Consider the following 24,808-nt stretch of genomic DNA (forward strand, 5'->3'; position numbering starts at 1 on the left):
TTTCCATTCCAGAGCGCCCCCGTTCTCAAATTGTAAAGATTATACTATATTTAAAACCATATTTCAACAAAATTTTTGTACAACAATCCAATGTGTTTCCTGCTGATTTTTATAAGAAATCTATTACTGATAGCTCCAGTATATAACGATTTTATTCATCACATTGTCATCCTGATATGTATACTGCACACTTTCCAGGCCATAATAGTTCAGCAGGTTCTGAGCCGCAGACTGCACCAGATTATTCAGTACATAGTCATGGGCCTCCTGGTACAGAGTATCATTGGCAAACTTACAGGTAAAAGAAGGGGAGCCATTATAAACAGACTCATTCATATCCTGCAGAAGCTGCTCAGGGTTAAACGCTTCATAATACATGCCATTGAGCTTATAGTAATTTAAATCCATTGATGTACACGGCGGATAGGCAACTTCCGTATCCATTACATGGTTCTTTAAAAGTTCTGCATCACTGCAGCACAGATAATCATAATTAATCGCCTGCAGAGGTACGCCCGTGCTTCCGTCACCGCCTAAAAAGACCGGATCTCCAAACGTTATATCCATCTGGTAGTACTGCCCGTCGCATTTCACAATGTTCCATGCATGTGCCCCCTGCTGCGGTATATTCCCAGTTACATAAATACATTCAATCCCGATCTGCTGCAAAAGATACTGGGCCGCTCTTGAATATCCTGCACAGACAGAGGATTTTCCCACAAGAGAACTGTAAATAGTCTGGTTATCCGGCGCTTCCAGATTATAATCCACTGTATTTACAATATATTCAAAGATATATTTAATTTTGTCATACTCCGTCATTTCAGGGGTAATTCCAGAAAGACATTCCTGAGCCGCAGCTTCGATTTCTGCCTGCTTTCCTGCCCTCTCTCCGCCAGTATACATCTGATAAATAGAAACAGCAGAATAGCCGTCAAAACGCTTCACTGTCATTTCCCCTCTACACCAGAACAGCTCCGGCCTATCATTAAAAATAAAATCACAGATCTTTTTCAATACGGTAATATCATCCGTGTGCACTGTTATAGAGTCCGCAGAATCTCTGATTCCCTGGTACATCTCCCGGTACAGGCTCTTTTCCTCATCAGCTAACTGCTGGTAATAGTACCCGCCTTCCACCTCTTCCTCTGCCACGGACCCGCTCTCACCCATCACCACATTCTTTGCATTCACAGCCTGGGTCCTGACAGCCTCCACTGCCTCCAGGGCAGAATCAGATATTCCCGGCAGTAACTTATATACTGCCACCGCACCTCCTGCCAATAAACACACTGTCACAATCACCACGGGCCATATGCGCCTTCTTTTTCTTCTCTTTGCCATAAACGTTCCTTCTATGCTAATTATTGTTACAAAAAACTAGCAGCAGCCTAATTAAATAACCACTGTTTTAATAATAATTATAATTGAGAGCCTGTAAAAGTTCAAGATTTTGTGAACGAGGACGTAATAAAGTGTAATTTTAATACGTCCTCGTTTTACTTTTGTGGTGTACCTATTTTACATTTTTTTATAAAGTCCGACACATTCCGCAGCTTTTTTATGCTCTGCTGCACTTTTTTGTGATATGATGTTATAAAGAGGTGATACAATTGATGCATGTTTTTTATTGTATAAAATGCAAGAGATACCATTATACTAATAATAAGTCACATGCCCTTTGCTGTGGTGTTCCTATGTATTATGTGGATGTGGAATTCACGGATTTTGTTAAGATGAGCCGTGAAGAACGGGAGGCCTTTCTTCTGATTTATTCTCTTGCGGAATAGTTTTGTCTACATATTCTTTCTTTTTTTGGGGACACTGGATATAAGTGTATTGGCGTGTGCTATAAAGGGAATACACTCATTTATTTTCCATTTCTTCAAATATCAAAAGGAGAGACCTATTATGAGAGAAATCAAGCTGCCTTCCAAAACTACGGAAGCAAATGTTTATGATGACGGCAATATCCCAGAAATTGATCTACCAGGAAAGTCCAGCATGTTGGATGTAATTCCAGATGAAGTTCCCAGAAGGGATGGCCCGGGCGGTGAATAACATGCCAATAGGAAACAATCCTTTACTGAGGTTTCCTGAGACAAAATTATAGTTTTGACAGAAGAGCCGGGGTGGGTATGCCAACCCCGGTTCTTTGTCTTGACTTCAGGGATACTTTTAAATTTCCTGAGCTATATTTGCCGGGAAGGCGCTGCCTCCCCAATCTTAAGAATTTTAAGTATCATGTCTGCGGTCCCTACATTATATCCACTAGCCGCATATACACAATTCATATTTTTATCTGTCACCAAAATCAGGGGAGCACTTTCCGGGTCAACATAGAATCTTCTCCCCAGCTCAGACACACGCTCCTCTGTAGAATCGTACAGTATCTCCGCATGATCTAAAAGCGCCAGCGCTTTTTGTACAGTCGGATGCTCCAGGGCGGCCTTATTATTTACAAAAAGGATAATGGGATTTTCCACCTGGTTAAACTCTTCCCCGCGTTCACACAGTTCATTTAATATATGCTCAGTAGGTTCCTGGCCTTCCGTCAGCCATGCCACAAGGGCCGGCCTCCCCCCCAGCACTTCCCCCATAACCTTGTCCTCTCCCTCCTGGTTTTTGACCGTAAAGGAAGGGATTGGCACACACTCCAGCATCTGGTCAAGCCGTGCTTCCTTAAGCTTTAAATCTAAGGCTACTTCACAGTCCGGGCAGACTGCAGCCGCTGCCATCCTTCCAAGCACATTGCCATTGGGAAGCCTGTTTGCAGTGATAACTTCGTATATGCCTGCAGGCACGCTGATTTCTGCTGTACTTTGAAAATTTATCCCACTTAAATCCAGCAGCTTTTTCTCATCCCCGGATACTCTGGCAACCGTCCAATTCTGGAAATAAACAAAGCGCCCGCCCTCCTCCATGCAAATTTTTAATTTGCCTTCCTTTTCAGGGCAGATTACCTTCACAAAGGCCCCCTCTTTATAATATTCCATTTCCCCATCTATAGGGTTAAGCCTTGCCGGAATACCAAGAGTCCTGCAGACTGCCACAAATAAGATTTCCTGTGACTGCCTGCTGCCGGCCTTATAAGTGAGGCAAGGCAGAGGGCAGGTCAAAAGTGCACTATACTCAGCCTCCCCAGCTTCCTCAATTCCATGTCTGATGAACCTCCATATATTTACCGGATCAGCCTTAAAGGCCTCCTTCTCCTTCTTGGACAGCAGGCCGTCAATTCCTCCCCTGTAATCCGTCAGCATTTCATTAAAAATCCTGGGAGCCAGAATATATTTTACAAATATATCCCCGGGAAATAAATCCTTATACTGAAGGGCATGTTCTAAATGAGCCTCTAAAATTTCTGCTTTTAGATCCAGCAGATCCTTTTCACTCAAAGTTTCTATTAATAATTTTCTGTAATCGGCGCTATCAAGAGAAACTACAGGCCTGCCCCTCTTACTTAAACTTCCTGAGAGGAATCTGCTTACTTCCTCTTCATTCCCCGTCCCCTTCTTCTCCAGCCTGGCTACAGTCCGCGCAGCAAGCTTGCTCTTTTGCTGTTTTTTCTGTTCCTCTGTCACAAACCCACTGTGGATCACCGCATCCCTTGGAGCAAAGAACTGAAAGTCCTTCCAGCCATTCAAATATGCGCGCCTACCCTGGCAATCCTCTTTGTTTTCTTCTTGGCCCCCTATGTCCCATTTCTTTTTTAATGCCAGAGTCACCTCGCTGCATTCCCTGACATCTAAAACATATGAATCCTCCGCATTATCTAGGCTTCCCCGGATTCGGCAGCTTCCCAGCCCCAGTTCTATATCCACTTTTCCCTCTTCCCCTGCCAGCATCTTTGCCACAGGGAAAAACTCTGCATAATTTAAAACCTCTATCCTTACTTTTGCGCCAACCCCAGGACGGCCTTCTGCATCTATTACCTTTACTGTCACTCTGCGGGTATGTGCGTACCTCTTAATTTCATTGATTTCTGTTGTAATGCCCTGGGTGGATACAATGTCCTCCCTGCACACCACATCTCCTGCCAGTAATAAATCTCCATACCATCTGGAGTGAATCAGCATTGCCCTGGATGAAGCATGTAAAAACCACCCTTTATCCAGCACCTCTTCAGGTTCACAGGCTCCTAAGAAATGCCACGTCCCTTTGCACCATGCCTCCACCCACGCATGGTTATCGTCACAATGGGACCATCTTGGGGCGTATACCTGCCTGGCAGGGATTCCCATGCTTCTAAGTACACTGACAGTAAACGTGGATTCTTCCCCACATCGTCCCCGGGCACTTTTATATACTGTCATCGGGGATGCTGTCCTATCATCGGAGGCCCTGTATGACGCCTCCTGGGCGCACCAGTAATTCAGGGCCAGCACAGCGTCTTCCACCGCCGCCTTTATGGGCACCTCTCCCTTTGCCTTTTCATAAAAAAAGCTTCTGCACGGACTAATATCCTCAGTATTAATCCTGTGGTATACTACATATTGGCAAAAAATTTCCTCCCCGGCCTCTGCCCTATAGATACCATTCTCCCATAGAAATACTCCATGGCGGGCATAGTCTAAAAATGTCTCAAAGGGGTAATTGACCATATCCGATAAAGGCATATTGCCATAAAGGTACATCAGCAATATTTGTTCTGACGGCCCGCACAACTGAATCTTTCTATCAATTCTATGAAATAAACCGGGAATAATTCTGCATTTCTCTTTATAAACTTGCTTTATTTTTCTTATAAATTCTTCAGAAAACATGTTGACTCCTCTCAAGCACCTCTGCTGCTTCTCTTATCTTTGCTTCCTTCCTGTGCCTGTATATAGCATCTCTGCTTACAGACAGTCCCACAAGAATATCCGGGCGCCGTCAATTTCTGCGGCAGTACTGGTTCTGCAAAACTATTTTTGTATTTTCCTGCACAATTCATATAGTGTGGCCACTCCCGCACCCGTGGCTCCCTTTTTCTGAAACTTCCATACCGGAGTATCCACCCAGGCAGTCCCTGCAATATCCATATGAAGCCACGGCCTCCCCTTTACAAACCTGCGTATAAACAGTCCGGCTGTTATAGTCCCGCAATAGTCAGGCCCCAGATTTTTCAAATCCGCCACTTCACTTTTCAGCATCTCCTCATGTTCCGGGTAATAGGGAATTCTGGCATACTGTTCTCCAGATTTCTCTGCAGCCGCCTCAAACTCTCTGTATAGCCTGTCGTCATCGCAGAGCACTCCGCCTATGGTAAACCCAAATAGATTTACCACTGCACCTGTCAGTGTAGCTATATCTATCACCTGGCTGGCCCCCTCTTTTTCAACAGCATAGGCCACAGCATCTCCCAGGATAAGCCTGCCCTCTGCATCTGTATTGCATATTTCTACACTTTTCCTGTCATACATGGTAATCACGTCCCCCGGCAGATAGCTGTCCGGGGAAATGCGGTTCTCACAAATAGGAATCACCCCTGTGACATTTACCCGGACCTGATTCTTAGCCAGAGCATACAGGCACCCGGCTACGGCTGCCCCCCCTGCCATGTCTCCACGGATACCTGCCATGGATCCAGATGGTTTTAAGCAGTAGCCGCCTGTATCACAGGTGACTCCCTTTCCCACCAGCGCCAGGCATTCCCCGCCTGGATTTTTAGTATACCGCAAAATGGCCATACAAGGAGAAAAACCGCTGCCCATGCCGACTGTCAAAAGTCCGCCCATGCCCATCTTTTCCAACTGCTCTTGCTGTAAGACTTCTACCTCTATATCCAGGCCTGCCATCTGCTTTCGGATGGCCTCTGCAAAATCATAGGGCCTCAAGAGATTCCCAGGGTAATTCACCATATCTCTGGCAAACGCAACACCTTCCGCCACATGGGTTCCCTGCTCTAACACGCTTTGGGCCCAAAAGGGCGCCTCCCCGCCCTTTGCCACACTCTTAAGCTGTTCCTCTAAAACTGCATCCCCTTCTTTCTTCACATCTAACCCAAGCAGTACAATATCTACATCCCCGCTCTTTTTAACTGGAAATTGCGGCTGTTCATATCCCCCTAAATAAAGTCCCTGGACAAAATGAGCCAAATTTTCCCCTGTCAGCTTTCCTTCTAGTCCTGAAAGATCCACATAAAACTTTCGCACTTTATGCCTGTGCCAAAAAGCTGCCCCACAGGCAGCTGCCTCCATGAGCATTCGTCCTGTTAGCTTTTCCTCCCCAATCCCCACACAGCACTCCTGTACTCCCCCAGGACATACACGGGGGAAGGTCTGCAAATATTCCCCCTGGAATATGCCCCCCTCCCCGTCATGCAGCTTTTTGGCCGCTTCCCTGGTGAAGAACAGAACGCCTGCTTTTATATTTGTACCCGCCGCAATTCTGATCATATTTGTCTCCTCGAATCCTTCCTATAAATTTATGGGTTTCCCTGCACCCTTTACCTATCCCCTTTACCGGAAAGATACAGCGTAGGGTATACCTGGAAATATACTGTGCCTGTCATGTCAGCTAATCTCTATCATTTCATGCCCTTCAATCAAAGGAACAATAAACCGTATATATCCGCCCTCACGGCTAAATTCCAGTTTTTCATCTCTGATTATATTCCTGACAGTGCATATTTCTTTTCCCTCTTCATAAACTTTAAATTCTGTATTATAAAGGGGAATTACATCCTCCAGTGTATAAATATCCTCAGACCTCTTCTCCGTAATATAATGTAGGATGTGGAGAATATCCCGTTCTTCCTTTTCCTGGCAGTTTAAAGCAGCCATGATAGTGGACGGGCCTGTATGGGACACGAGTTTATCTTCCAAGAGAATCTCCAATGCATCTTTTACCATGGCCTTACACCAGGATGCTGCATTCTTCCGGTAACAGCGGAATATAGGATGTGAAAAATAAACTGCCCCATGATATATGGTTGCTGCCGGATACCCTGTTATCCCTGAGGATGGGGCGTGCTGATGAGAACAGAATTTCTCCCCTGCCCTGTCAAAATAAGGTTTTATTTTATCCATCAATACCTGCGCATCTTTTGCATCCACATCTAATCCACGCAGATACATAACGAACTCTTCTTTGGGAAGTTCTTTGCCAATTCTTTCATTGGGCATGACAAACTCACGGTAATATGGGGATTCCTCTTTATATGTTACACCGTATATACTCTCACTGCCGTCTTTCTTTAAGCAGGATTCATAGGAACCCAGTACCTTGCCTCCACTGGCCAGATATTCCTTTAAAAGTCCTTCTAATTTTTCATTTCCATAAATACAGTCTGGCAGAATCAGCACTTTGTAGGCAGAAAAATCCATTTCTGTATCAATGATATCAAATTGGTAACTCATCTCCTGCAGCATCCGCACAGTCCCAATCAGAGACGGGGAGATGCTTAAGTCATAAGAATCGTCAGGATAGAACTCTTCTGGGTTAAATACTCCAATCTCCGTCCTGGCCTTTGCGCCGTGGCAATATGGCTCTTTCTGCTTCACACCCTCATACACACTTCCAATCAAGTCATAGGCTGCTTTAGAAAGCCTCCCTGAAGGATGCAGCTGATCTCCAATAGAGCATCCCGCCCCCATAGCCAGCATATTATTGCATTCTAATTCTAGGGCAGCTTTATTTTTCAGTGAATGGAAATCCCCCCAATATGTATGGAACTTCCCTGTCATGCCGATGATGTCTTTACCCAGCATACGGGCATAGCGGCTGGTGGCCGGGAAATGGTCATACCCCCATCCTCCGCTTGGCAGGGATTCCAGCTCCAGATGGCTATAGTCTTTAAAGCTGTTCTTATAGGCCGGGCCAATGTGGGAGCTGTTATAAAATACAGTGGCATCCGGGGCCATCCCCTGTATGAAAGCTGTAATTTCCTCCTTAAACTTATCCAGCATTTGTCCTGCATATTTCAGTCTCTGAGATTTACTTTCTACGTCCATGCCCAGCTCCTCCATCTTAGCTGTACACTGAGGGCACTTACAGTCCACATGGAAAAGTATATCAATAAAAATACCATCCACATTTTCGGGGCCTGCCACCTCTATCATATCCTCCAGATGTTCCTTGAAAAACTGGCGGTAGCCGCTGTTTAGGCAGATTGTATTGTAAAAATGAGGGGCCGGTACATGCTGGGTGTCTATATATTCCCCATTTTCATCCAAGGACAGCCATTCTGGATGCTCCCTCATAATCCTTCCATCCCACTGTGCTGTCGTGTAAATCGGAACACGGATCCCCCTTTTATGGCAGGCCTTTATCTGCTCCAGCAGAAGATTATGGTTCTTCAGCCCTGGATGGATCAATTCAGGGAATTTTCTGGATGGGTAATACAGCCATCCGTGGTGGCACCTTCCAAAGCATGTGATAGAATTGACATTTGCCTTGGCAAGGGTATTACCGAATTCCTCCATATTAAATTCCTTCCCAATTTCAGGAATATACTCGCTAGTATGAAAGTCTAAATGAACCTGACGGTATGAAATAGATGACATTTTATTTCTCCTTTACGTTGTTTTTACTCTTTCACTGCGCCTGCTGCCAGGCCGCCCTCTACCTTCTCCTGGAAAAGCAGGTACATGACAAGGGGTACTGCAACTGTAATGACTATGGCGGCCATCAGCGGGCCATAGTCGCTCCCCCTCTCGCCGTTGAAATTCAAAAGTCCCAGCGCTATGGGTTTAAGGTCTTTATCATTGATAAATAACAGAGGGAACAGGATATTGTTCCACGCGCTCAAAAAATTAAAGATAGAAATGGTTGAGATAGCCGGCACACACAATGGCAGCATTACTTTTCTGTAAATCTGAAAATATGTGGCGCCATCAATCAGAGCCGCCTCCTCCAGGGAGTGGTTCACACCCCGCATAAAATTGCTCATGACCATAATACTGAAGGGCAGGCTGAAGGCAACATAAATTAACACTAATGCAGGAATATTATTTTTTAAATCCAGGGTACCAATAATATAAGAAACCGGAACTAATACTGTGTGCATAGGCACCATCATACCCAGCATAAAAAACAGCATGAGGAATTTATTGCCCCGGAATTGGAATCTGGACAGGACATATGCCGCCATAGAGGAGACAATGGCCAGGCCGATGACTGTGGCGCCTGCCTGTATAATACTGTTAATAAAATATCTGCTCATGTTGGCGGCCTGCCATGCTTCTATATAATTGCCCCACTGGAATACTGCCGGAAGGGAGAATGGTTTTGCAAAAATCTCTGTCTTTGTCTTGACGGATGAAAGCAGCGTAAAGACCATAGGCATCGCAAATACAAATGCCATACAGAGTAAAAACACATATTTTACTATCCCCCCAACTGGAGAATGTTTTATTTTGGCTGTTTTATTCATAATCTTCACCTTTCCTTACTTACTGGTCATTCTTCCTGCTGGTCAGCTTATTACTGAGCAGGGTGCCTGCGAGACAGATAATCATAATAATAATACCAATGGCACTTCCCAGGCCGTAATGGCTATATTTAAATGCTTCATTGTACATCAGTGTCGTAGGCAGGTTCGTCAGGCCATTAGGCCCTCCTCCTGTCATGGCAAATACAAGGTCGAATACTTTCACAGACCCGATAATGTCCATCAGGATACACATTGCGATTGTTGGTTTGAGCATAGGGACTGTAATCTGGAAAAAGCACTGCAGTTTATTTGCCCCGTCAATCGCCGCCGCTTCATATACATCATCGGAAATAGTCGTCAGGCCTGCCAGCAGTATGACCATATAATAACCCACACCGGCCCATATATTTACAAATACAATCGTATTCATTGCCGTGGATGGATTCACAAGCCATGCCTGGGCGATCCCCCCAAGGCCAATAACCTCCAAAAATGAATTAAATACGCCTGTAGGCATGAACACGAAATACCACATCAGTCCGACTGCTGTCAGGGGAAACACTGTGGGTACAAAGAACAGCGCCTTAAACACGCGGTACCCCTTACACTTCGTGTTGATCACTGCCGCCATGACCAGGGCCACAGGTGTATGGAATAGTACACTGAACACAACCATTTTAAACATATTCTTTAATGAGAGGATAAAATCTGCATTTTTAAAGGCATCTGTATAATTTTTCAGGCCTACAAACTGGAGGGCCGATCCACCTATGCCATTCCATTCCATAAAGGAAAAGAACACAGCGCCAATAAGAGGCAGTATCTGGAATAAAATATAGATCAATAAAGCCGGGAGCACAAACAGCGCCAAAGTCAGCCTCATTTTATTATTTTTCACCTTAATCATAGTTTTACATATCCTTCCTGTTTATGTAACTTTCATTGATTCTTTCCGGGTCTTTCTCTTCAAAGGACTCCCGGCCGGCATCAGGCCATGGCGGCCTAAGAGCGCCATTTCCTGAAAAAACTGCCGGAGACAGTATCCCCGGCAGCTTTTTTATTCTGCGTTATCTATTTCCGCCTGAATCTCTTTCGCCGCATCCTCCGCAGATGTCCCAGTAAACATACTTACGATAGAATTCCTTGTCCTGTCCTGCATAGATGTGAGAGGGTCAAAATCAAATACATCAACGCCGATACCTGTGGATGTTCCTCCCAGCTCCATATTATCAATAAACAGAGGCTCACATTTACTTTCGTCAAGTTCAATATCTGTCCTGGGAATCAGGAATGCACATTCCTCCGCAAATCGTTTTGCAGCATCTTTATCTGTCAGCATTTTCACAAGTTCAATTGTAAGATCCAACTCCTCACCTTCCAGCTTGCCGCTGATCATGTATGGACTGAGTGTCTGCATATCTTCATTCTTGAACTCTGGCTTTTCTTCAAAGTAGGGGAATTTAGCAACCTTGATACTGTCTTTCACCGGTGTCTCTGCGGGATCTGTAAATGTACTGATATTCCAGGGCCCAGTGATCACCATAGCGGCCTCCCCATTCTGGAACTGGCTCATTGCTATATTGTCCTGGATGCCTGCAGCGCTTTCGTCAAAAGCCCCTGCATCAATTAGATCTTTGACATACTGCAGCGTCTCAACCACTTCCGGATCCGTCCATTTCATATCCCTGCTGCCTAATTCCTTTGCCGCTTCTGTGCCGACCCATTTATAGAAAATCTGGTCGTGCAGGTGGCCTGCCATATACGTTGTCTGTGCTCCCATGGCAATGGGGGTAACTCCTGAATCTTTCAGCTTCTTTATTGCTTCCAAAAATTCTGTCCATGTCTCTGGGAACGTGTCTATGCCTGCGTCCTTAAACAGATCTTCGTTGTAATACACTCCAATCAGGCCAGATTCCATGGGGATCGCGTATGTGCCTTCCTGCCCTGGGACCTGATAATAAGAAAGTGCCCCCTCTGTGAAGCCGCTGCCCCACTGTTCATCCTCATCCAGATATGGCTGGACATTTAAAAGCAGTCCGTTGTCAATGTATTCTGACAGGTTTGCCACTCCCTGGATACGGAAGATATTTGCCATATCCCCGGACGCAATATCTGTGGAGAGAATATTGTTGAATGCAGACTCATCACTCTGTGAATCGTCAATGATTGTCACTTCTGGATGTTTCTCCTTAAACTCATCTAAAATATCATTGTAAATATCTACCTGGGGGGACGTGCCCGCCATCCTTGTCAAAAGGCGGATAGTTACTTTGCCCTCCCCGCCTCCGCCGCTGCCCTTATCTCCTCCAGATGAGCCGCAGCCTGCAAGCAGCCCTGCGCACATAAGCCCTGCAAGGCCCAATGCGATTAATCTCTTTAATTTCATAATTTTCCTCCTTTTCTCTCTGTCAACACAGCATGTTTGCTTTTCTGACATTAATATACCGTAATTTTTCCAGATTCCAAATGGTCATTTTCTAGTTTTTTTGTATATTTCCCACATAACTTATCTCTGTATACCTCTGCCTCGTAGACATTCTTTTCAGATTCATATAAACTAAGTTGCAAAGGAGGCAGACACTTATGAGACATACAAACACAAGCCTTTCTATCCGGACAAAAATTTTCCGGAGCATGACTTTGACAACTACCGGCCTTATGCTTTTACTGACGGCCGCCACATCCCTTATGTATTACAGCTATTTCCTGAAAAGTACTTCTGATTCTTCACTGGCACAACTTGATTATATTGCCGGCCAGCTCAATTATTACATGGATTCTGTGTCAAATTACTCCCTGTCACTCATAACAGACGACACTATCCAGAAGGGCCTAAAGAAATATAAAGACGCACCGTCGCAGTTTTCTGCCACGGACGAGATGCAGATGAAAAACAGCATCAACCATACGATACAGTCTACCCCATTCATTTATTCTGTGACTTTTTATTCAGGAAACCACAATCGGGTTGCCACCACAGAATATTATGCCTCCACATATATGGCAGACGTGCCTGCTTCTGAGGATGGCGTGTGGTTTCTCCAGCAGAAGCGTTCCAATATAGATAAAAATTTAACCCTGTATACTTTATCCATGATTCAGCCTGTATACAGTATCGCCACAGGCAGCTTAGTCGGATTTATTGAAATCTCCATTCCTGAAAGTACAATTTCTGATATCTATGCAGATAATACAGACCAAAACCACCATATCTATGTGACTGATAAACATGGGATAGTAAAAAGTACGGATGAGAGCCTGGACATAGAATCTGTCTATGGCGATTTCACTACAGAGGTAAGAGATATTTCCATCAAAAATATTACGTTTACCAGATACCTTCCAAGACTTGACTGGTACATAATAAACAGCGTTTCTTTTGCAACTTTTTTCTTTCCTTTGATGCAAATTTTAATGTTGTGTTTATTGGCAGCAATATTTTGCGCAGGAATTTGTTTTGTTATATCCAGAAAGCTTTCCAGGACAATTACTTTCCCGCTGTATAGCCTGATCGACCATACACAGAAAATTAAACAGGGGGACTGGTCTACCATTGATGTCCGCTGCAATGACCGGGATATTGCACTTCTCTTCTCAGAGTTTAACGCCATGATCCAGGCCCAGGAGCAGTTAAAGGACAACCTGCTGGAGACTACAAAGCTAAAAAACCAGATTTCCTTAGATCTGATCCAGCAGCAGGTAAAACCACATTTTTTATACAATACACTGGACAATATCTGTTCTCTGGCTGAACTGGACGAAAAGCAGACACTGATAGATATTGTCATGAGCCTTTCTACCTTCTACAGAGTAGGGTTAAGCAGCGGGAAATTCCACGTTACAATCAAGGATGAGCTGGAAATTACAACTGCATATCTCCATATTATGCAGATCCGGTATTTCCATAAATTTGACTATACCATCCACTGCCCCGACCCTCTGAAGAAATACTCCTGCATCAAGCTTCTTCTTCAGCCTATTGTAGAGAATAGTATTTACCATGGCATTAAGGAATTAGATGCCCGGGGGCATCTGGAGATTAAAGTCTTAGACCAGGGTGAAAACCTCGCTATTACTGTCCAGGATAACGGCGTAGGCTTCACCCAGGAAGCATACGAGAAAATATGGGAATGCAGCAGCCATTTTGGTATACGGAACATACACCAGCGAATTCAGTTATACTATGGCGAAGATTATGGGCTTACTATGGCCAACCGTCCAGAGGGCGGCTGTACCACAACCATTACTATACCTAAAAAGGAGGGGACAGATCATGCAGACAACACTACTGATTGCTGATGACGAATACTTTATCCGCCAGCGCCTCAAGCGCATCATCCCGTGGACAGAGCTGAACCTGCAGCTCGCGGGGGAAGCGGAAAACGGAGTGGAAGTCTTAAATATGATGAATGAACAGAGGGTAGACATTGTACTTTTAGATATCCGTATGCCGAAAATGCTTGGTACTGAAACTGCCCTCCATATCCGCCATAATTTTCCCAGCACCCAAGTAATCATCCTCTCCGGGTACAATGAATTTGAATATGCCCGCTCCGCTTTGCAGAACGGGGTTTCTGATTATCTGCTAAAGCCAGTAGACCCTTCTGCACTGCTGGCTGCCTTGGAGAAATGTGTGGAAAAAATCAGCATCAGTAAAAATGCAGATGCCAAATTAAAGTCCTATGACCGCCACATGTGCTGTAACGCCCTGACTGATGTGCGGGATGAGAGACTGTGTATGGCAGAGTTTTATATTCAGTATCCTGATTTTCTACAGTACAAATACTCTGCCTATATCGGTGTCTACACCATGGAAGATACCCCGGCAGGCGCCCTGGGACTGTCAGACCGTATCCACCGCTGCCTCGGCCTTCGATGTGAACATTTCCAGGAATCTGGCCACATCTATGTTATTCAGCTTTTTTTCAGCACTGGCATGGATATCAGCCATCTGGGGAGCCTGCTGACTGAGTACGTAGCCAATGCGCAAAGCTATATGTTCCTCACCGCCAATCATGTATTTTCCCTGGAAGAAAATTGGGGCGTTTATTACCGGCGCATATTATCCAGCTTGAACCAGCGTTACTTCCACCCCTATTCCGAGTTGTTTATGGAATTCAGGCATAAAGAGCAGGGAAACGAAAAAATTGATTTAGCAAAATTGAGGCAGACTGTCATGGAGTATCTAAATCTAGGAGATGTGAGGAATTTCAGAAATTTTATCCAAGAATCTTTTGATACTATTGTACAAAAGAAAAACATTGATATCTTGTTTTCTTTCCTCAATGAACTATTCATTACATTCCAGATCCACTATAAGGTACCGGCAAACTTGGACTGCAGTATTTCTGACTTTATCTCTGCCATGCTGGAAGAAGAATACACCTGTGACAGGCTGAAAGAGGCAGTCATCCATTATGGCAGCCAATGCATAAGCCTTAAAAAAATACAGCCTTCTGATGTAACCTACTGCAAAAAAATCATGGCTTATATTGATGAACATTACTCTAACCCTGATTTAACTGTGTCCTCCATAGCCAGATATTTTCAGATGAATGCTTCTTATCTGGGCGCTGTATTTAAGAATGTAAGAGACCAGTCTATTCTCCAGTACATCACCAGAGTACGTATGGATGCAGCAAAAAAGCTGCTCATAACCAGAGAATATCTTGTGTCCGAGGTTGCGGCAGCAGTAGGTTATTCAGATGTATTCTATTTCAGTAAACTTTTCAAAAAAAACTTCGGCTGCCCTCCCAAGGAATTTATACGAATCTATGAGGCAGAAAAGGAGGCAGGCGGGCCGCCTGCCTCCTGATACACTCCCTGCTCTTTCACAGGGCAAAGCTCTATACCAGCTCCGCTATCCGGGATACCCCTACATAAATCTCTGAGATTTTGTACCACGTCCGGTAATCTACAGTCCCTGTCTGGGGCAGGCCAAATACAGACTGGAATTTAGTCACTGTGGCCGCCGTAGCTGGTCCGTAGATGCCGTCTACATTAATTTTGGGTATAGCCGGATATGCGCCTGCTATCACGTTTAATTGTTCCTGTATCTGCCGTACTTTATCCCCGCTGGCCCCATTCTCCAGCGTATATCCCGGCCAGGAAGCCGGAATCCCTGATATTTCCTGTGCAGTATTGATATACATATCATCCCCGTAATAATAGCGGAGAATCTCTATAGGAGTATACCCCTGGTCTCCCAGGGCCTTTGACCCCCACTGTGTCATCCAGTTGGGGCAAGTTACCATTCTCCCATCACAATACTGTGTTAGAATGGGCTGCCTTACATTGGGCCTTGAAAGATATGAGGCAAATAATTCATCAACAATCACGGAAATACTGTCATAGATATTCCTTTCTGGGATCCATTTGTGGTCAAAGGCTGTAGAAGATGTAATCGTAAAATCATAGCCTTTGTTCCGATACCACTCCGTTATTGTTCATTCGGGGTTGAGTTAAAAAAAAATCTAGGTTGATTTTGAACCGGATTTTTACTTCCTCTTTTGTGACATCTATCCTCTCAATCAGCTTATTTACTAAGACTCTTTTGGTGGTGTTATCTGCGTTTGTAAGAATCTTCTGCCATGTTGGAATACTATCCCGTATGTCCTCCCAGTCATTTACCGTTATATCCAAATTCATAATTTCACGTTCCCTTTGAGAGATAATTTTTAATTGTTCTTCTTCTTTTTGCTTTTCCTTTTTGATAAGTTTAACCAGTTCTTCAAGAGAAAGAGGATATTCCCCTGTCATAGAAAGAGGAATATTTTCTTCCATAACACAGATGTTTTTACGAATTTTTTCAAGTTCACTTTTTTCTCGGTACAGAGATTTTTCTTTTATCAGTTTCTCTTTTTGATGATTTTCCTGAATCTTTGAAAAGACATCTTCGTATTCTTGTAATTTCCCGATATACTCAGAGATAGACTGAAACACAATCGGTTCAATCCAGTCAGCACGAAATTGCCTTGTCTTATCATGTGGAATTCCCTGCCATGCATTCTGACATTTGTAAGTAGCAATTTTACTGGCTCTTTTTTCTCCGGTAGATTGAATAGTCCAATAATTATACTTTGTTCCATTCACTAATTTACATCCACAATACCCACAATAAATAACATCTACCAAAGGCAAAAGACCGTCATTTCTCGTGATGACTGTCACATCTTGGTGTTCTAGTTTCTTTATGTATTTGTTTCCTCTTTGTTTACGTGTATACTGAACCTGATTCCATTCTGATTCATCCACAATTGCAATATCATTATTTCTTTCCTTTGCAATTGTCCAATTTTCACTATCTAATTGATGAAATTTTCCATTCAAACTTTCTCTTCGGTTATATGCCGTATAGCCGGCATATATAGGATTTGTCAAAATACTTGTAATTGTTCCGCTTTTCCAAACGTCATTAGGTGCCAGATTCTTATAATGTTCATCTTCATTTAAAGTTCTTGCAATTTTTGCGGAACCAAATTCCTTATTGAGAGATAAATGATAAATTTTCCTTACAACTTCCGCATGTTCAGGTACTATTACTAAATGTTTCAGCGCACGTCCATGCTTACTGATTTCACCTGATAATTCTAACGTATAACCGTAAGGTGCTTTACCACCCATAAATTTTCCTTGTACAACAAGTTTTTTTGCGGTATCTCTTACCCTCATTCCGGTATCGGCACTGCTTTTTTGTGCGTTTCCATATCGCAGAGCTAACATCATTTGCCCCATCATATCACTTGATTCAGGGGAAATCAGTCCGTCTTTCACTGTGTAAATATCAACCCCTAAAGTTTTTAAAGACATGATATAACTGCCGATTTCCCACATTCTACGTCCGATACGGTCATCTTTGTAAGCGACTAATATATCATATTCTCTTTGTTCAGCGTCTTTATAGGCTTCTTGCAATACCATCCGGTCTGCAACGGAGTTCTTATATCCGCTGTTACTCCCTTCAAAATATTCTTTATTGTCCAGTTTCCAGTCAGAATGACTTTCTATGTATTCCTTTACTAGCTGTCTTTGTATGCCTAAATCTCCGTCTGCCTCTAATTGTTGGTCGGAACTGACACGCAATAACATTCTCACAATCTTCATTTTGCTTTCTCCTTTTCTTCTTTTGTATCACGTTTTACCAAATATTCTTGTAACATATCCGAAAGTATAGATTTTACTTCATGGATAGAAGTTTTATCTGCGGATTCTTTTGGGAATTCTATGATCACTTTCATTCCGTTGTACTCCACATTACGTTTTATAACATGATTATTCTCAGTAAGTTTGTCACATTCGAAGAATGTCTTATCCTTGGTGAAAAAATATCTCTCCGTCATATCAGGCGAAATCTTTTCACTCAAACTATCGTCCTCCAATCTATTGGTCTTGATGCCTTTAGATTTTGTGGAGAAACCAACATGGAGAAAGACAGTCTGAAACGTCCTATACTGTTTTTGATTTCTATGTTATAAGAAAAAATTTCTTCATGTTGTCGAATACAAAAAATAATACCTCCTAAAAACCGACAAATTCTCTTGCCAATTTCTAAAAGGTATCATTCTTTGATTCTATAATATGTAAATATTTATAAATGGTCGGATAGGAGAGTGCGCATAGTCTTGATAATTCTTTTTTGTTTATCATACCATTTTTATATTTGGTATAGTATTTGTAAAAAATATGCGGAATATCGTCAGCGGTAGTGACAGGTCTTCCAATCACTTTCCCTTTCGCCTTTGCGTTCTCCATTCCACTTTTGACACGCTGACTTATCATATTTCTCTCTAATTCGGCGAATACGCCCATCATTTTTAACATTCCCTCGGTCATAGGGTCAAGTTCTTTCTTACAGTCCACAATAAAACTTCCTAAGACCAGTTTTATTTTGCGTTGTTTTGCAAGTTCAATGATGTCACAAAGCTGTTTTGTACTGCGGGTAATTCGGCTGACCTCTGTTGTGAAAATAGTATCTCCTGACTTCACAATATTTAAAAGTTTATTCAGTTCAGTACGATTTTCCTTTATACCGCTTTCATATTCTAAGTAGATGTATTCATCAGTCAGTCCATACTTTTTCAATTCCCTGATTTGACGTTGAATATCTTGTAGCTTCTCATTTGTGGAACATCTGGCATAAGCATAATTCATTTGTAATCACTCCATTCGTCTTTTGTGTGTATGTATTATAAGATATAAAGGAAAAGAAATAAACTGTTTCTTTTATATTTGCCATAAAAAAAACAACCTTAACAAGATTGAATTAAGGTTGTTTTTGGGTATGAAAAAATATAAACGAAAAGAGATGTTTTCTTTAATACGCTTATAAAGCTACTTCTCTTGTATATGTTTTCCTCTATACTCTAATATTCAGGGAGCCAGTTATATCCACATTGAGAACAATAAAATCCATCAATTCCAACATCTGTGGTAAACCAGCTGTATCCACAATTTGGGCACCATACGTTTGGTTCAGTACCGAAATTCTCCGGAGGCGATATAGAAGCTTCATAACATGAACTACACATTCCATCTCCGGTGTTTATGTATTCTGTGCCGCAGACCGGGCAATTTTCATAAGCTCCGTTTCTTTTCATACAGTCATAGCACAATCCTGTTGATGCGTCTACTGTGTCATTTTTACTTCCGCATGATACACAACCAACAATATATCTCGCATAACAAAGAGCATCTACATATCCATACCAAGCAAACATATCCTCTGTGATTTCCATTTGACAATAATCACATCGGGAAGCACATGCATAACATCGAGTTCCGTCATAATGGTTTTTATCGCTGCCGTCAAGTGGATTACCACATACTGCACAATCTCCAAATGGTCTGAATATATTGTAACATGGACTACAATATCCCCATTTTGTAATTTCAATTTGATCACTTGTTTTTCCGCAGCCTAAGCAAAATTCACAATTATACCCCTCTGGAGCCTGTTCTATTGTGATAGGAGTCCAACTGGAGTCTGACTCTTTTTCAGTTGTATTTTCCGTTTGTGGTTTTACTTTATCTTGATTTTGGGAGTCCGTAGATTTATCCTTTGTTTGGGAGTTCTTCTTATCCTTATCCGTTTCAATTTTATTCTTTGTAGTTTTAGCAGGAACAGAGTCTTTCTTTTCAGTATTTCCACATCCACTTACAGATACTAACAAAATTACCAATAATACAACCAATATTTTTTTCATATACTTATTTTAAAGTTTTCCCTTCCTTAGTTTATGTCTTCTATATTCTCTTATAGCAATGTCGGCTTTTTGCCAATTACTAATACTTTTAAGCGTTTTATTTCCATGCTCTGTAAGCTCACAAAGTTGTTCATTTAAATAATTTGCGTATTGCTGATTTTGTAAAACTTCTTCCGATACTTCTAGTTGGGCTTTACTTATATTAATTTGTTCTCGCTGTGCAACCTGCATAACATAAGTATCATACCTTTCAATGGCATATTTTAAATCATACGCTGATGTATTAAGGAATGATGATATGTAAAGCAATGCATGGATATTCCGATACGGTTGTGGCAGTATGTTTTTTCCATATACTTCGCGTAAGGTGTCTTCAGTATATTGAATTACAGATTGTAATTCATTCACCGATTCAGTCCATTCAGGAATTTTAAGTTCTTTATATTCTACCATATTTTCTTCATACTGTTTACATAATTTTTGATAATCATTAAATCTTTGAATGTATTTTTCGTGAGTTTCTTTATCTGCTTGTGCCTGCCTGATACGGTTTTCTTCATCAATAACTTCACATTTCTGTCTATACTCAGTTGAATTTTCTACTGCTTTCTTATACTGTTCATTAGCAATTTTATTATTCTTTTTCTCGTTCATGTAATCTAAGATGATAATTACTATGCCTGCAATTGGTCCTAAAGAAAGGATTCCACTTAACAATGTAAGAAATGTAAGGCTTGGAAGTATAGTTCCTAATATGATACTTACAACCTGAAGTAAAATGCTCCCACCCCATATATACGCCCCTCGTTTCCAAATACCACGTTTTCTTTCTATAGAAGGAGTTATTTCCGGATATGGAATTGGTTCTATTTTCAAAAATTTTTCCACAGGCTCTTCGGGTTGAGTAGGTTTCTGTGGTTTTTCAGACTGAAGTTCTTTTTTTTCATCTTCTAATTTCAGAAGTCTGTCCTCTAAAAAATATGCTGTGTTTACAATCTCTAATTCTTGCGTTCTTTCCATTTTGATTCTCTCTTTCCGTTTTTAATTACTGTTGTTATACAAGTTACAATTTTCTTTCATAACACACACATCACAACTGGGATTATTTAATGTACATATTTCTCCATACCCTTTCGCACAGTATGACCATAAGATATAATCCACTTCGGCTACTGGTTTATTTATTTCCTTGGCACACGCTTGAATAATGTCAAATGCGGCGTATACCGGAACCACTTCTTTTTCAGAGCAGGCAAGTATATTACTTCCCAAAATTCGTCTAATATGTCTGTCAGGCTTTGCCATATCATAACCAACATTCCGCAAATATTCACATACTAACGCTATATCCATCTGTAATAGTTTATCTTTACTTCCTGAAGTTGATAATACCAATACCAGCGTTTTCAAGGTTGTATCAAGTTTTATAAATTCTTGATAATATGTATCAATAGAGCCATATTCTGTTTCGATAGCTTTTAATTTTGGAATATTGACATTAATCAATGCATTCATTTGTTTTAAAGTATATTGACTTGCACAATGAATTTCTTTTAATTCATCTCGCAAATATTCAGGAGAAATGTCTGAGATTTTTACCAAGTCATAATTGTAAAAAATTTTGTCTACCGGAGTGATATATCCCGTTTCTATATCCGCATTTAACATTATGTTATTCCAAGAGGTTCCAGAGCTCAACATAGAATATACCATTGCCCGAATATGATCTTTTAATGAAAAAGTAATATTCTCTTTTCGTTTTTCAATTTGCTTATAGATGAATGTGCTTTCCCAAAATTTATTTGTGTCAAATTCTAACATCTTCCTTAAATGCTTATCCATTTTAGGAATCAAATCAGGTAGAGTCTGTTCACGTTTAACATTCAAACCACTTCACCTCCCTTATGTTGGTGGGCATAAGTCATCTTACATGGGTTTTCAACTTCAATGAACAATTCAGGACTGACATTTAAGGCAATACAGATAGAACATAAATCATCCGCATACATTGTCCGTTTGCCATTCATCATGGCATTAAAAGTGGTTTTGGGAATACCTGCTTTTTCTGCAATGCTTAATTGTTTATATCCCTTATCGTCAATATACGCCCTTACCTTTTCGTACACTTTCATAGAATCACCTCCAAACACAGAATAACTTGATTTTTATACATAATATCACAGTATTTCTGTAATATCAACACAAAATTCAAGAAATACTGTATTTTATATTGCTAATTTCAAGATTTTGTGTATAATTATACTTTATAAAGGTGGTGAATAAATGGATAAACCAAAATATGAAATGGGGAACCGCATTAAAAAATTTCGTAGAGAACTGGGGATGAGCCAAAAACAACTTGCTAATCTTATCGGAGTAAGTAATAGTCGGGTATCTAATTGGGAACAAGGAATAAACAGACCTGATGTTGATATATTACCAAAGTTATGCAGTGTTTTGAAACAGACACCAAGTTCGTTACTGGGAATGAGAATTGGAAAAGAAGAACTTACTGAAAAAGAGCAAAAAGTGATATATGCTTATCGTCTAAAGAAAGAAATGCGAGAATCTGTTGATAAACTTTTAGAAATTGAGGATAAGTAATTTAAATGACGCCTTGCTATACGGCTATATGGAGTTTTCTGGGGGCGAATCTTATCTCCCCATTAATTTACCATACTCATAAAAGAACGCCGTATTTCCCCGGTAAACAAACCTAATAAAGGAATTTTTATATATCCACAAAAAACCTTTTATATTTTTGAGATAGAAAATTTATTCAATTATTATCGTTGGAATCCAAAACTGTTGAATTGCCAAGGACATCTGACTGGGATGAAGAATATGAATAATTGTACTATCAATATGAAATATAATAAAGGAGTAACGGTTATGAAAAGGTTAATAAAAATAATGGGAACCCAAGAAAATGACAGCGTAGATATGTTATTTACGTCAAACGATATTTTTGAGTTACTTTCACAAATACATGAACTGAAAAACTGTAATCTTGAAGTTATACCGCGTTCGGATAATTCAGTAGAATTTATCATCGGTGAAACTTCATATCAGGTACGAAACTAAAGAGGAAAGAACTGATAAATGTATAAATAACCATTGAAATCATTGCTTACCATTGCGTATAAATCGAATACAATGGTTTCAATGATTTCAATGGTTATTAAGATATTAGAAGATACATTCCTCGTCATCTTTATCATATAACGTATTTTGACATATAGTATTTGCTATACCCGGTGTATAATCAGGAAGACTATATGAAAAATGATGTTTTTTACCCGCATTTCCATCAGTAGAAGATTTGTATATAATGTTATCGTAACGTAATAGTAAATTTTCTAGTTTCTTCAATTCTCTTCCCACTGCCTGAGGCGTGTCTTGAATCTCAATTCCATTTTCGCTTGCCATATCAATTAGTTCAGTTGCCTTACCTGCCCATTGATGATTTTCACTTTGTTTTAGTAAAACAGAAATAGCTTGCACAATTGGATTAGATTCATATTGGTGCTTTTCCTCTTGTTCAGTAAATTCATCTAATTTACCTGACATTCTCCAACGAAAACGCATTGAATCAAAGCAAATCATGAAATCGTTCTGTTCTATATCCCGCCCTGTGATATTCATAACAGCGTTTTCAGATGAACGTTTATTTTTGGTTATGACATAAGCGGTATCAGCAGCCCCCATAATTCCATTTGTACCTGAAATCATATTATATGGATCATCGTCTTTCATCTTACGTGTATGATGAACAAGAAATATACTTAGATTGTGTTCATCTGCAAATTGTTTTAATTCCCCTATATCCTGATAGTCACTTTGATAGGAGCTTTTTGAAGTTCTCTCCTGTCGCCGTATTTTTTGCAATGTATCAATGATAATCAGCTTTATGTCATATTTTTCAATATACATTTTCAGAAGATTTATCAATTCTCCATTGTCTAATGTAGGCGCTTGTGTCTGAAAGTAGAAATTAGCAGGAGGTGAACTAAGTCCTAAAACTTTATCCATTCTGTCTTGAAGTCTTCTATTACTATCTTCTAATGCGAAATACAACACACCAACTGAATGAGTTTCTTTCCCAAGGAATTGTTTTCCAGCCGCAATACTCAATCCCATATCCAGAACAAACCAACTTTTTCCGATTTTCGGAGGAGCCACAAGAATGGAGGTTCCCTCTGCTAAAATATCCTCTATAAGATATTTAATGGGTGGCAAATCCATATTATGTAATTCTGTAGCGGATATAAGGGAAGAGATATTTTTATTTGTTACTGTTTTCTTCTTCTCTGTTTTATCGGAATATTGGTGCCTTTTAGAGAGATAATCTAGGTCGTCTTGGATTGCCGTTCTATCGGAACGAGCTGTATCAATCGTATTTCGTATATAATCATCACGTTCTATCTTTTTTCTATGAGCTTCATCTTTTGTTGCAACGTATGGACTCTCAAAAAATGCCTTCCGCACCTTATCAGTATCATTATTACACCAATACATTAATTTACTGAAAAAAGCTAAATCAATTTGACTTTCTGACTTTTGAGGGTCTCGATTTCCATTCCAAAGTGATTTGAATTTCTTATCCTTTTCAAGACCGATTTTCAAGTAATCTTTATCGTCACTTTGAATAGGAGAGGTAAGATTTTCTGTATCTTTAGCAGCTGTATTTTTAGTATCTCTTAACATGTATTTATCTAGGATTTTTTGTAAGGAATCCGTTGCTACAGTCACATCATAATTTTTATATAGATTCCCTGTAATGGTGACATATTTATTAGTAGCACCTGATACATAGATTTCTAATCCACGCTCATTATTCATAGTATAATATTTGTCTTTGGCATATACAAAATTTTTAGTCTTGAAGATAATACGAATTCCCTCACCACTTGGACTGACTTCCGTATAGCTGTTCATTTCGTTAATAATGTCTTTTGCCATATCCGATAAAATGCCATTATTTATACAATGGTCTATATCAATTGCAGAAAATCCATTAAAAATTCCCATGCCCAAACCATCATAACCCTTATTCTCATAATAATTGTAAGCAGTTTGAAAATTTGTGAAGGTATTTTTATCATTAGTTTTCGCCTTGTAGCCGGTTATCGCACTATATGGAATTTTACCATGGCTTCCATCATACTTCCATACACACCATAAAGCTTGTTCTTTCATCATTTGTGGAATGTTTTTTTGATTTTTCATAATCATTACTCCTTTCGGTTTG

Annotated in this window: 20 protein-coding genes and 1 pseudogene; 5 read left to right on the top strand and 16 right to left on the bottom strand. The window is 40.8% G+C overall.

Annotated features, from left to right (window positions below):
• Positions 1 to 123: 123 nt before the first annotated feature.
• Entirely contained in the window at positions 124 to 1,344 is a 1,221-nt protein-coding gene (locus tag EFA47_RS11465) for a transglutaminase domain-containing protein (protein ID WP_122643399.1), read from the bottom strand.
• A 567-nt stretch (positions 1,345 to 1,911) separates the two neighbouring features.
• On the opposite strand from EFA47_RS11465, the gene EFA47_RS19895 reads away from it, so the two are divergent.
• Positions 1,912 to 2,061 carry a hypothetical protein gene (locus EFA47_RS19895; RefSeq protein ID WP_164689985.1) on the top strand — a complete coding sequence of 50 codons (150 nt, stop codon included), beginning with the start codon at positions 1,912 to 1,914 and terminating at the stop codon, positions 2,059 to 2,061.
• Between the two features lie 131 nt (positions 2,062 to 2,192).
• Here the strand turns inward: EFA47_RS19895 and EFA47_RS11470 are convergent, their stop codons facing one another.
• The 6 genes from EFA47_RS11470 to EFA47_RS11495 all read right to left on the bottom strand — a co-directional run bounded on the left by EFA47_RS11470 (position 2,193) and on the right by EFA47_RS11495 (position 11,741).
• The gene (locus tag EFA47_RS11470; RefSeq protein WP_122643400.1) at positions 2,193 to 4,763 is read right to left on the bottom strand and encodes a transglutaminase-like domain-containing protein; all 2,571 of its coding nucleotides are present in this window, start codon (positions 4,761 to 4,763) and stop codon (positions 2,193 to 2,195) included.
• Positions 4,764 to 4,904: 141 nt separating this feature from the next.
• Positions 4,905 to 6,377 (bottom strand): leucyl aminopeptidase family protein, encoded by a 1,473-nt coding sequence (locus EFA47_RS11475; RefSeq protein ID WP_122643401.1) that lies wholly within the window; start codon positions 6,375 to 6,377, stop codon positions 4,905 to 4,907.
• A 117-nt stretch (positions 6,378 to 6,494) separates the two neighbouring features.
• Entirely contained in the window at positions 6,495 to 8,486 is a 1,992-nt protein-coding gene (locus EFA47_RS11480; RefSeq protein WP_122643402.1) for a putative glycoside hydrolase, read from the bottom strand.
• A gap of 23 nt (positions 8,487 to 8,509) precedes the next feature.
• Positions 8,510 to 9,355: a carbohydrate ABC transporter permease gene (locus EFA47_RS11485; RefSeq protein WP_122643403.1), complete on the bottom strand. Its 846-nt coding sequence runs from the start codon at positions 9,353 to 9,355 to the stop codon at positions 8,510 to 8,512.
• Positions 9,356 to 9,374: 19 nt separating this feature from the next.
• On the bottom strand, positions 9,375 to 10,262 hold the full coding sequence (locus EFA47_RS11490) for a carbohydrate ABC transporter permease (RefSeq protein WP_122643404.1): 888 nt from the start codon (positions 10,260 to 10,262) through the stop codon (positions 9,375 to 9,377).
• 150 nt (positions 10,263 to 10,412) lie between these two features.
• Positions 10,413 to 11,741 (bottom strand): ABC transporter substrate-binding protein, encoded by a 1,329-nt coding sequence (locus EFA47_RS11495; RefSeq protein ID WP_122643405.1) that lies wholly within the window; start codon positions 11,739 to 11,741, stop codon positions 10,413 to 10,415.
• Between the two features lie 197 nt (positions 11,742 to 11,938).
• On the opposite strand from EFA47_RS11495, the gene EFA47_RS11500 reads away from it, so the two are divergent.
• Both EFA47_RS11500 and EFA47_RS11510 read left to right on the top strand, forming a co-directional pair.
• Positions 11,939 to 13,654 carry a sensor histidine kinase gene (locus EFA47_RS11500; RefSeq protein WP_122643406.1) on the top strand — a complete coding sequence of 572 codons (1,716 nt, stop codon included), beginning with the start codon at positions 11,939 to 11,941 and terminating at the stop codon, positions 13,652 to 13,654.
• Positions 13,629 to 15,170, top strand: coding sequence for a response regulator transcription factor (locus EFA47_RS11510; RefSeq protein WP_164689986.1), 1,542 nt, complete (start codon positions 13,629 to 13,631; stop codon positions 15,168 to 15,170). Before EFA47_RS11500 ends, EFA47_RS11510 begins: the two co-directional genes overlap by 26 nt.
• 31 nt (positions 15,171 to 15,201) lie before the next feature.
• Here EFA47_RS11510 and EFA47_RS11515 read toward each other — a convergent pair.
• From EFA47_RS11515 to EFA47_RS11550, 8 genes and pseudogenes are all read right to left on the bottom strand, one after another.
• Positions 15,202 to 15,795: pseudogene (locus EFA47_RS11515) on the bottom strand (peptidoglycan-binding protein); the annotation flags it as partial.
• Positions 15,767 to 17,458, bottom strand: coding sequence for a recombinase family protein (locus tag EFA47_RS11520; RefSeq protein ID WP_122643407.1), 1,692 nt, complete (start codon positions 17,456 to 17,458; stop codon positions 15,767 to 15,769). The pseudogene EFA47_RS11515 and the gene EFA47_RS11520, both read right to left, overlap by 29 nt.
• Positions 17,455 to 17,718: a hypothetical protein gene (locus EFA47_RS11525; protein ID WP_122643408.1), complete on the bottom strand. Its 264-nt coding sequence runs from the start codon at positions 17,716 to 17,718 to the stop codon at positions 17,455 to 17,457. Before EFA47_RS11525 ends, EFA47_RS11520 begins: the two co-directional genes overlap by 4 nt.
• Positions 17,719 to 17,902: 184 nt before the next feature.
• Complete coding sequence (locus EFA47_RS11530) at positions 17,903 to 18,505, bottom strand: recombinase family protein (RefSeq protein ID WP_122643409.1); 603 nt, start codon at positions 18,503 to 18,505, stop codon at positions 17,903 to 17,905.
• 212 nt (positions 18,506 to 18,717) lie between these two features.
• Positions 18,718 to 19,557, bottom strand: coding sequence for a hypothetical protein (locus EFA47_RS11535; RefSeq protein ID WP_122643410.1), 840 nt, complete (start codon positions 19,555 to 19,557; stop codon positions 18,718 to 18,720).
• A 9-nt stretch (positions 19,558 to 19,566) separates the two neighbouring features.
• Positions 19,567 to 20,577, bottom strand: coding sequence for a hypothetical protein (locus tag EFA47_RS11540; RefSeq protein WP_122643411.1), 1,011 nt, complete (start codon positions 20,575 to 20,577; stop codon positions 19,567 to 19,569).
• Between the two features lie 21 nt (positions 20,578 to 20,598).
• Positions 20,599 to 21,444 (bottom strand): hypothetical protein, encoded by an 846-nt coding sequence (locus EFA47_RS11545; RefSeq protein WP_122643412.1) that lies wholly within the window; start codon positions 21,442 to 21,444, stop codon positions 20,599 to 20,601.
• Positions 21,441 to 21,689 carry a helix-turn-helix domain-containing protein gene (locus EFA47_RS11550; RefSeq protein WP_122643413.1) on the bottom strand — a complete coding sequence of 83 codons (249 nt, stop codon included), beginning with the start codon at positions 21,687 to 21,689 and terminating at the stop codon, positions 21,441 to 21,443. Before EFA47_RS11550 ends, EFA47_RS11545 begins: the two co-directional genes overlap by 4 nt.
• Positions 21,690 to 21,840: 151 nt before the next feature.
• Between EFA47_RS11550 and EFA47_RS11555 the strand changes: the two genes are divergently transcribed.
• Together EFA47_RS11555 and EFA47_RS11560 are read left to right on the top strand one after the other, a co-directional pair.
• Complete coding sequence (locus tag EFA47_RS11555; RefSeq protein ID WP_122643414.1) at positions 21,841 to 22,161, top strand: helix-turn-helix domain-containing protein; 321 nt, start codon at positions 21,841 to 21,843, stop codon at positions 22,159 to 22,161.
• 288 nt (positions 22,162 to 22,449) lie between these two features.
• Positions 22,450 to 22,641: a hypothetical protein gene (locus tag EFA47_RS11560; protein ID WP_122643415.1), complete on the top strand. Its 192-nt coding sequence runs from the start codon at positions 22,450 to 22,452 to the stop codon at positions 22,639 to 22,641.
• A gap of 105 nt (positions 22,642 to 22,746) precedes the next feature.
• On the opposite strand, the gene EFA47_RS11565 is transcribed toward EFA47_RS11560, so the two are convergent.
• Positions 22,747 to 24,786: a phage NrS-1 polymerase family protein gene (locus EFA47_RS11565; RefSeq protein ID WP_164689987.1), complete on the bottom strand. Its 2,040-nt coding sequence runs from the start codon at positions 24,784 to 24,786 to the stop codon at positions 22,747 to 22,749.
• Positions 24,787 to 24,808 lie beyond the last annotated feature (22 nt).

The sequence above is a fragment of the Luxibacter massiliensis genome (assembly GCF_900604355.1).
Taxonomy (GTDB): Bacteria; Bacillota; Clostridia; order Lachnospirales; family Lachnospiraceae; genus Luxibacter; species Luxibacter massiliensis.

Bases quoted from the DNA above. Each gene is read 5' to 3' on its own strand.
- EFA47_RS11465 (WP_122643399.1), bottom strand. From the start codon at position 1,344: ATGGCAAAGAGAAGAAAAAGAAGGCGCATATGGCCCGTGGTGATTGTG.
- EFA47_RS19895 (WP_164689985.1), top strand. From the start codon at position 1,912: ATGAGAGAAATCAAGCTGCCTTCCAAAACTACGGAAGCAAATGTTTAT.
- EFA47_RS11470 (WP_122643400.1), bottom strand. From the start codon at position 4,763: ATGTTTTCTGAAGAATTTATAAGAAAAATAAAGCAAGTTTATAAAGAG.
- EFA47_RS11475 (WP_122643401.1), bottom strand. From the start codon at position 6,377: ATGATCAGAATTGCGGCGGGTACAAATATAAAAGCAGGCGTTCTGTTC.
- EFA47_RS11480 (WP_122643402.1), bottom strand. From the start codon at position 8,486: ATGTCATCTATTTCATACCGTCAGGTTCATTTAGACTTTCATACTAGC.
- EFA47_RS11485 (WP_122643403.1), bottom strand. From the start codon at position 9,355: ATGAATAAAACAGCCAAAATAAAACATTCTCCAGTTGGGGGGATAGTA.
- EFA47_RS11490 (WP_122643404.1), bottom strand. From the start codon at position 10,262: ATGATTAAGGTGAAAAATAATAAAATGAGGCTGACTTTGGCGCTGTTT.
- EFA47_RS11495 (WP_122643405.1), bottom strand. From the start codon at position 11,741: ATGAAATTAAAGAGATTAATCGCATTGGGCCTTGCAGGGCTTATGTGC.
- EFA47_RS11500 (WP_122643406.1), top strand. From the start codon at position 11,939: ATGAGACATACAAACACAAGCCTTTCTATCCGGACAAAAATTTTCCGG.
- EFA47_RS11510 (WP_164689986.1), top strand. From the start codon at position 13,629: ATGCAGACAACACTACTGATTGCTGATGACGAATACTTTATCCGCCAG.
- EFA47_RS11520 (WP_122643407.1), bottom strand. From the start codon at position 17,458: ATGAAGATTGTGAGAATGTTATTGCGTGTCAGTTCCGACCAACAATTA.
- EFA47_RS11530 (WP_122643409.1), bottom strand. From the start codon at position 18,505: ATGAATTATGCTTATGCCAGATGTTCCACAAATGAGAAGCTACAAGAT.
- EFA47_RS11535 (WP_122643410.1), bottom strand. From the start codon at position 19,557: ATGAAAAAAATATTGGTTGTATTATTGGTAATTTTGTTAGTATCTGTA.
- EFA47_RS11540 (WP_122643411.1), bottom strand. From the start codon at position 20,577: ATGGAAAGAACGCAAGAATTAGAGATTGTAAACACAGCATATTTTTTA.
- EFA47_RS11550 (WP_122643413.1), bottom strand. From the start codon at position 21,689: ATGAAAGTGTACGAAAAGGTAAGGGCGTATATTGACGATAAGGGATAT.
- EFA47_RS11555 (WP_122643414.1), top strand. From the start codon at position 21,841: ATGGATAAACCAAAATATGAAATGGGGAACCGCATTAAAAAATTTCGT.
- EFA47_RS11560 (WP_122643415.1), top strand. From the start codon at position 22,450: ATGAAAAGGTTAATAAAAATAATGGGAACCCAAGAAAATGACAGCGTA.
- EFA47_RS11565 (WP_164689987.1), bottom strand. From the start codon at position 24,786: ATGAAAAATCAAAAAAACATTCCACAAATGATGAAAGAACAAGCTTTA.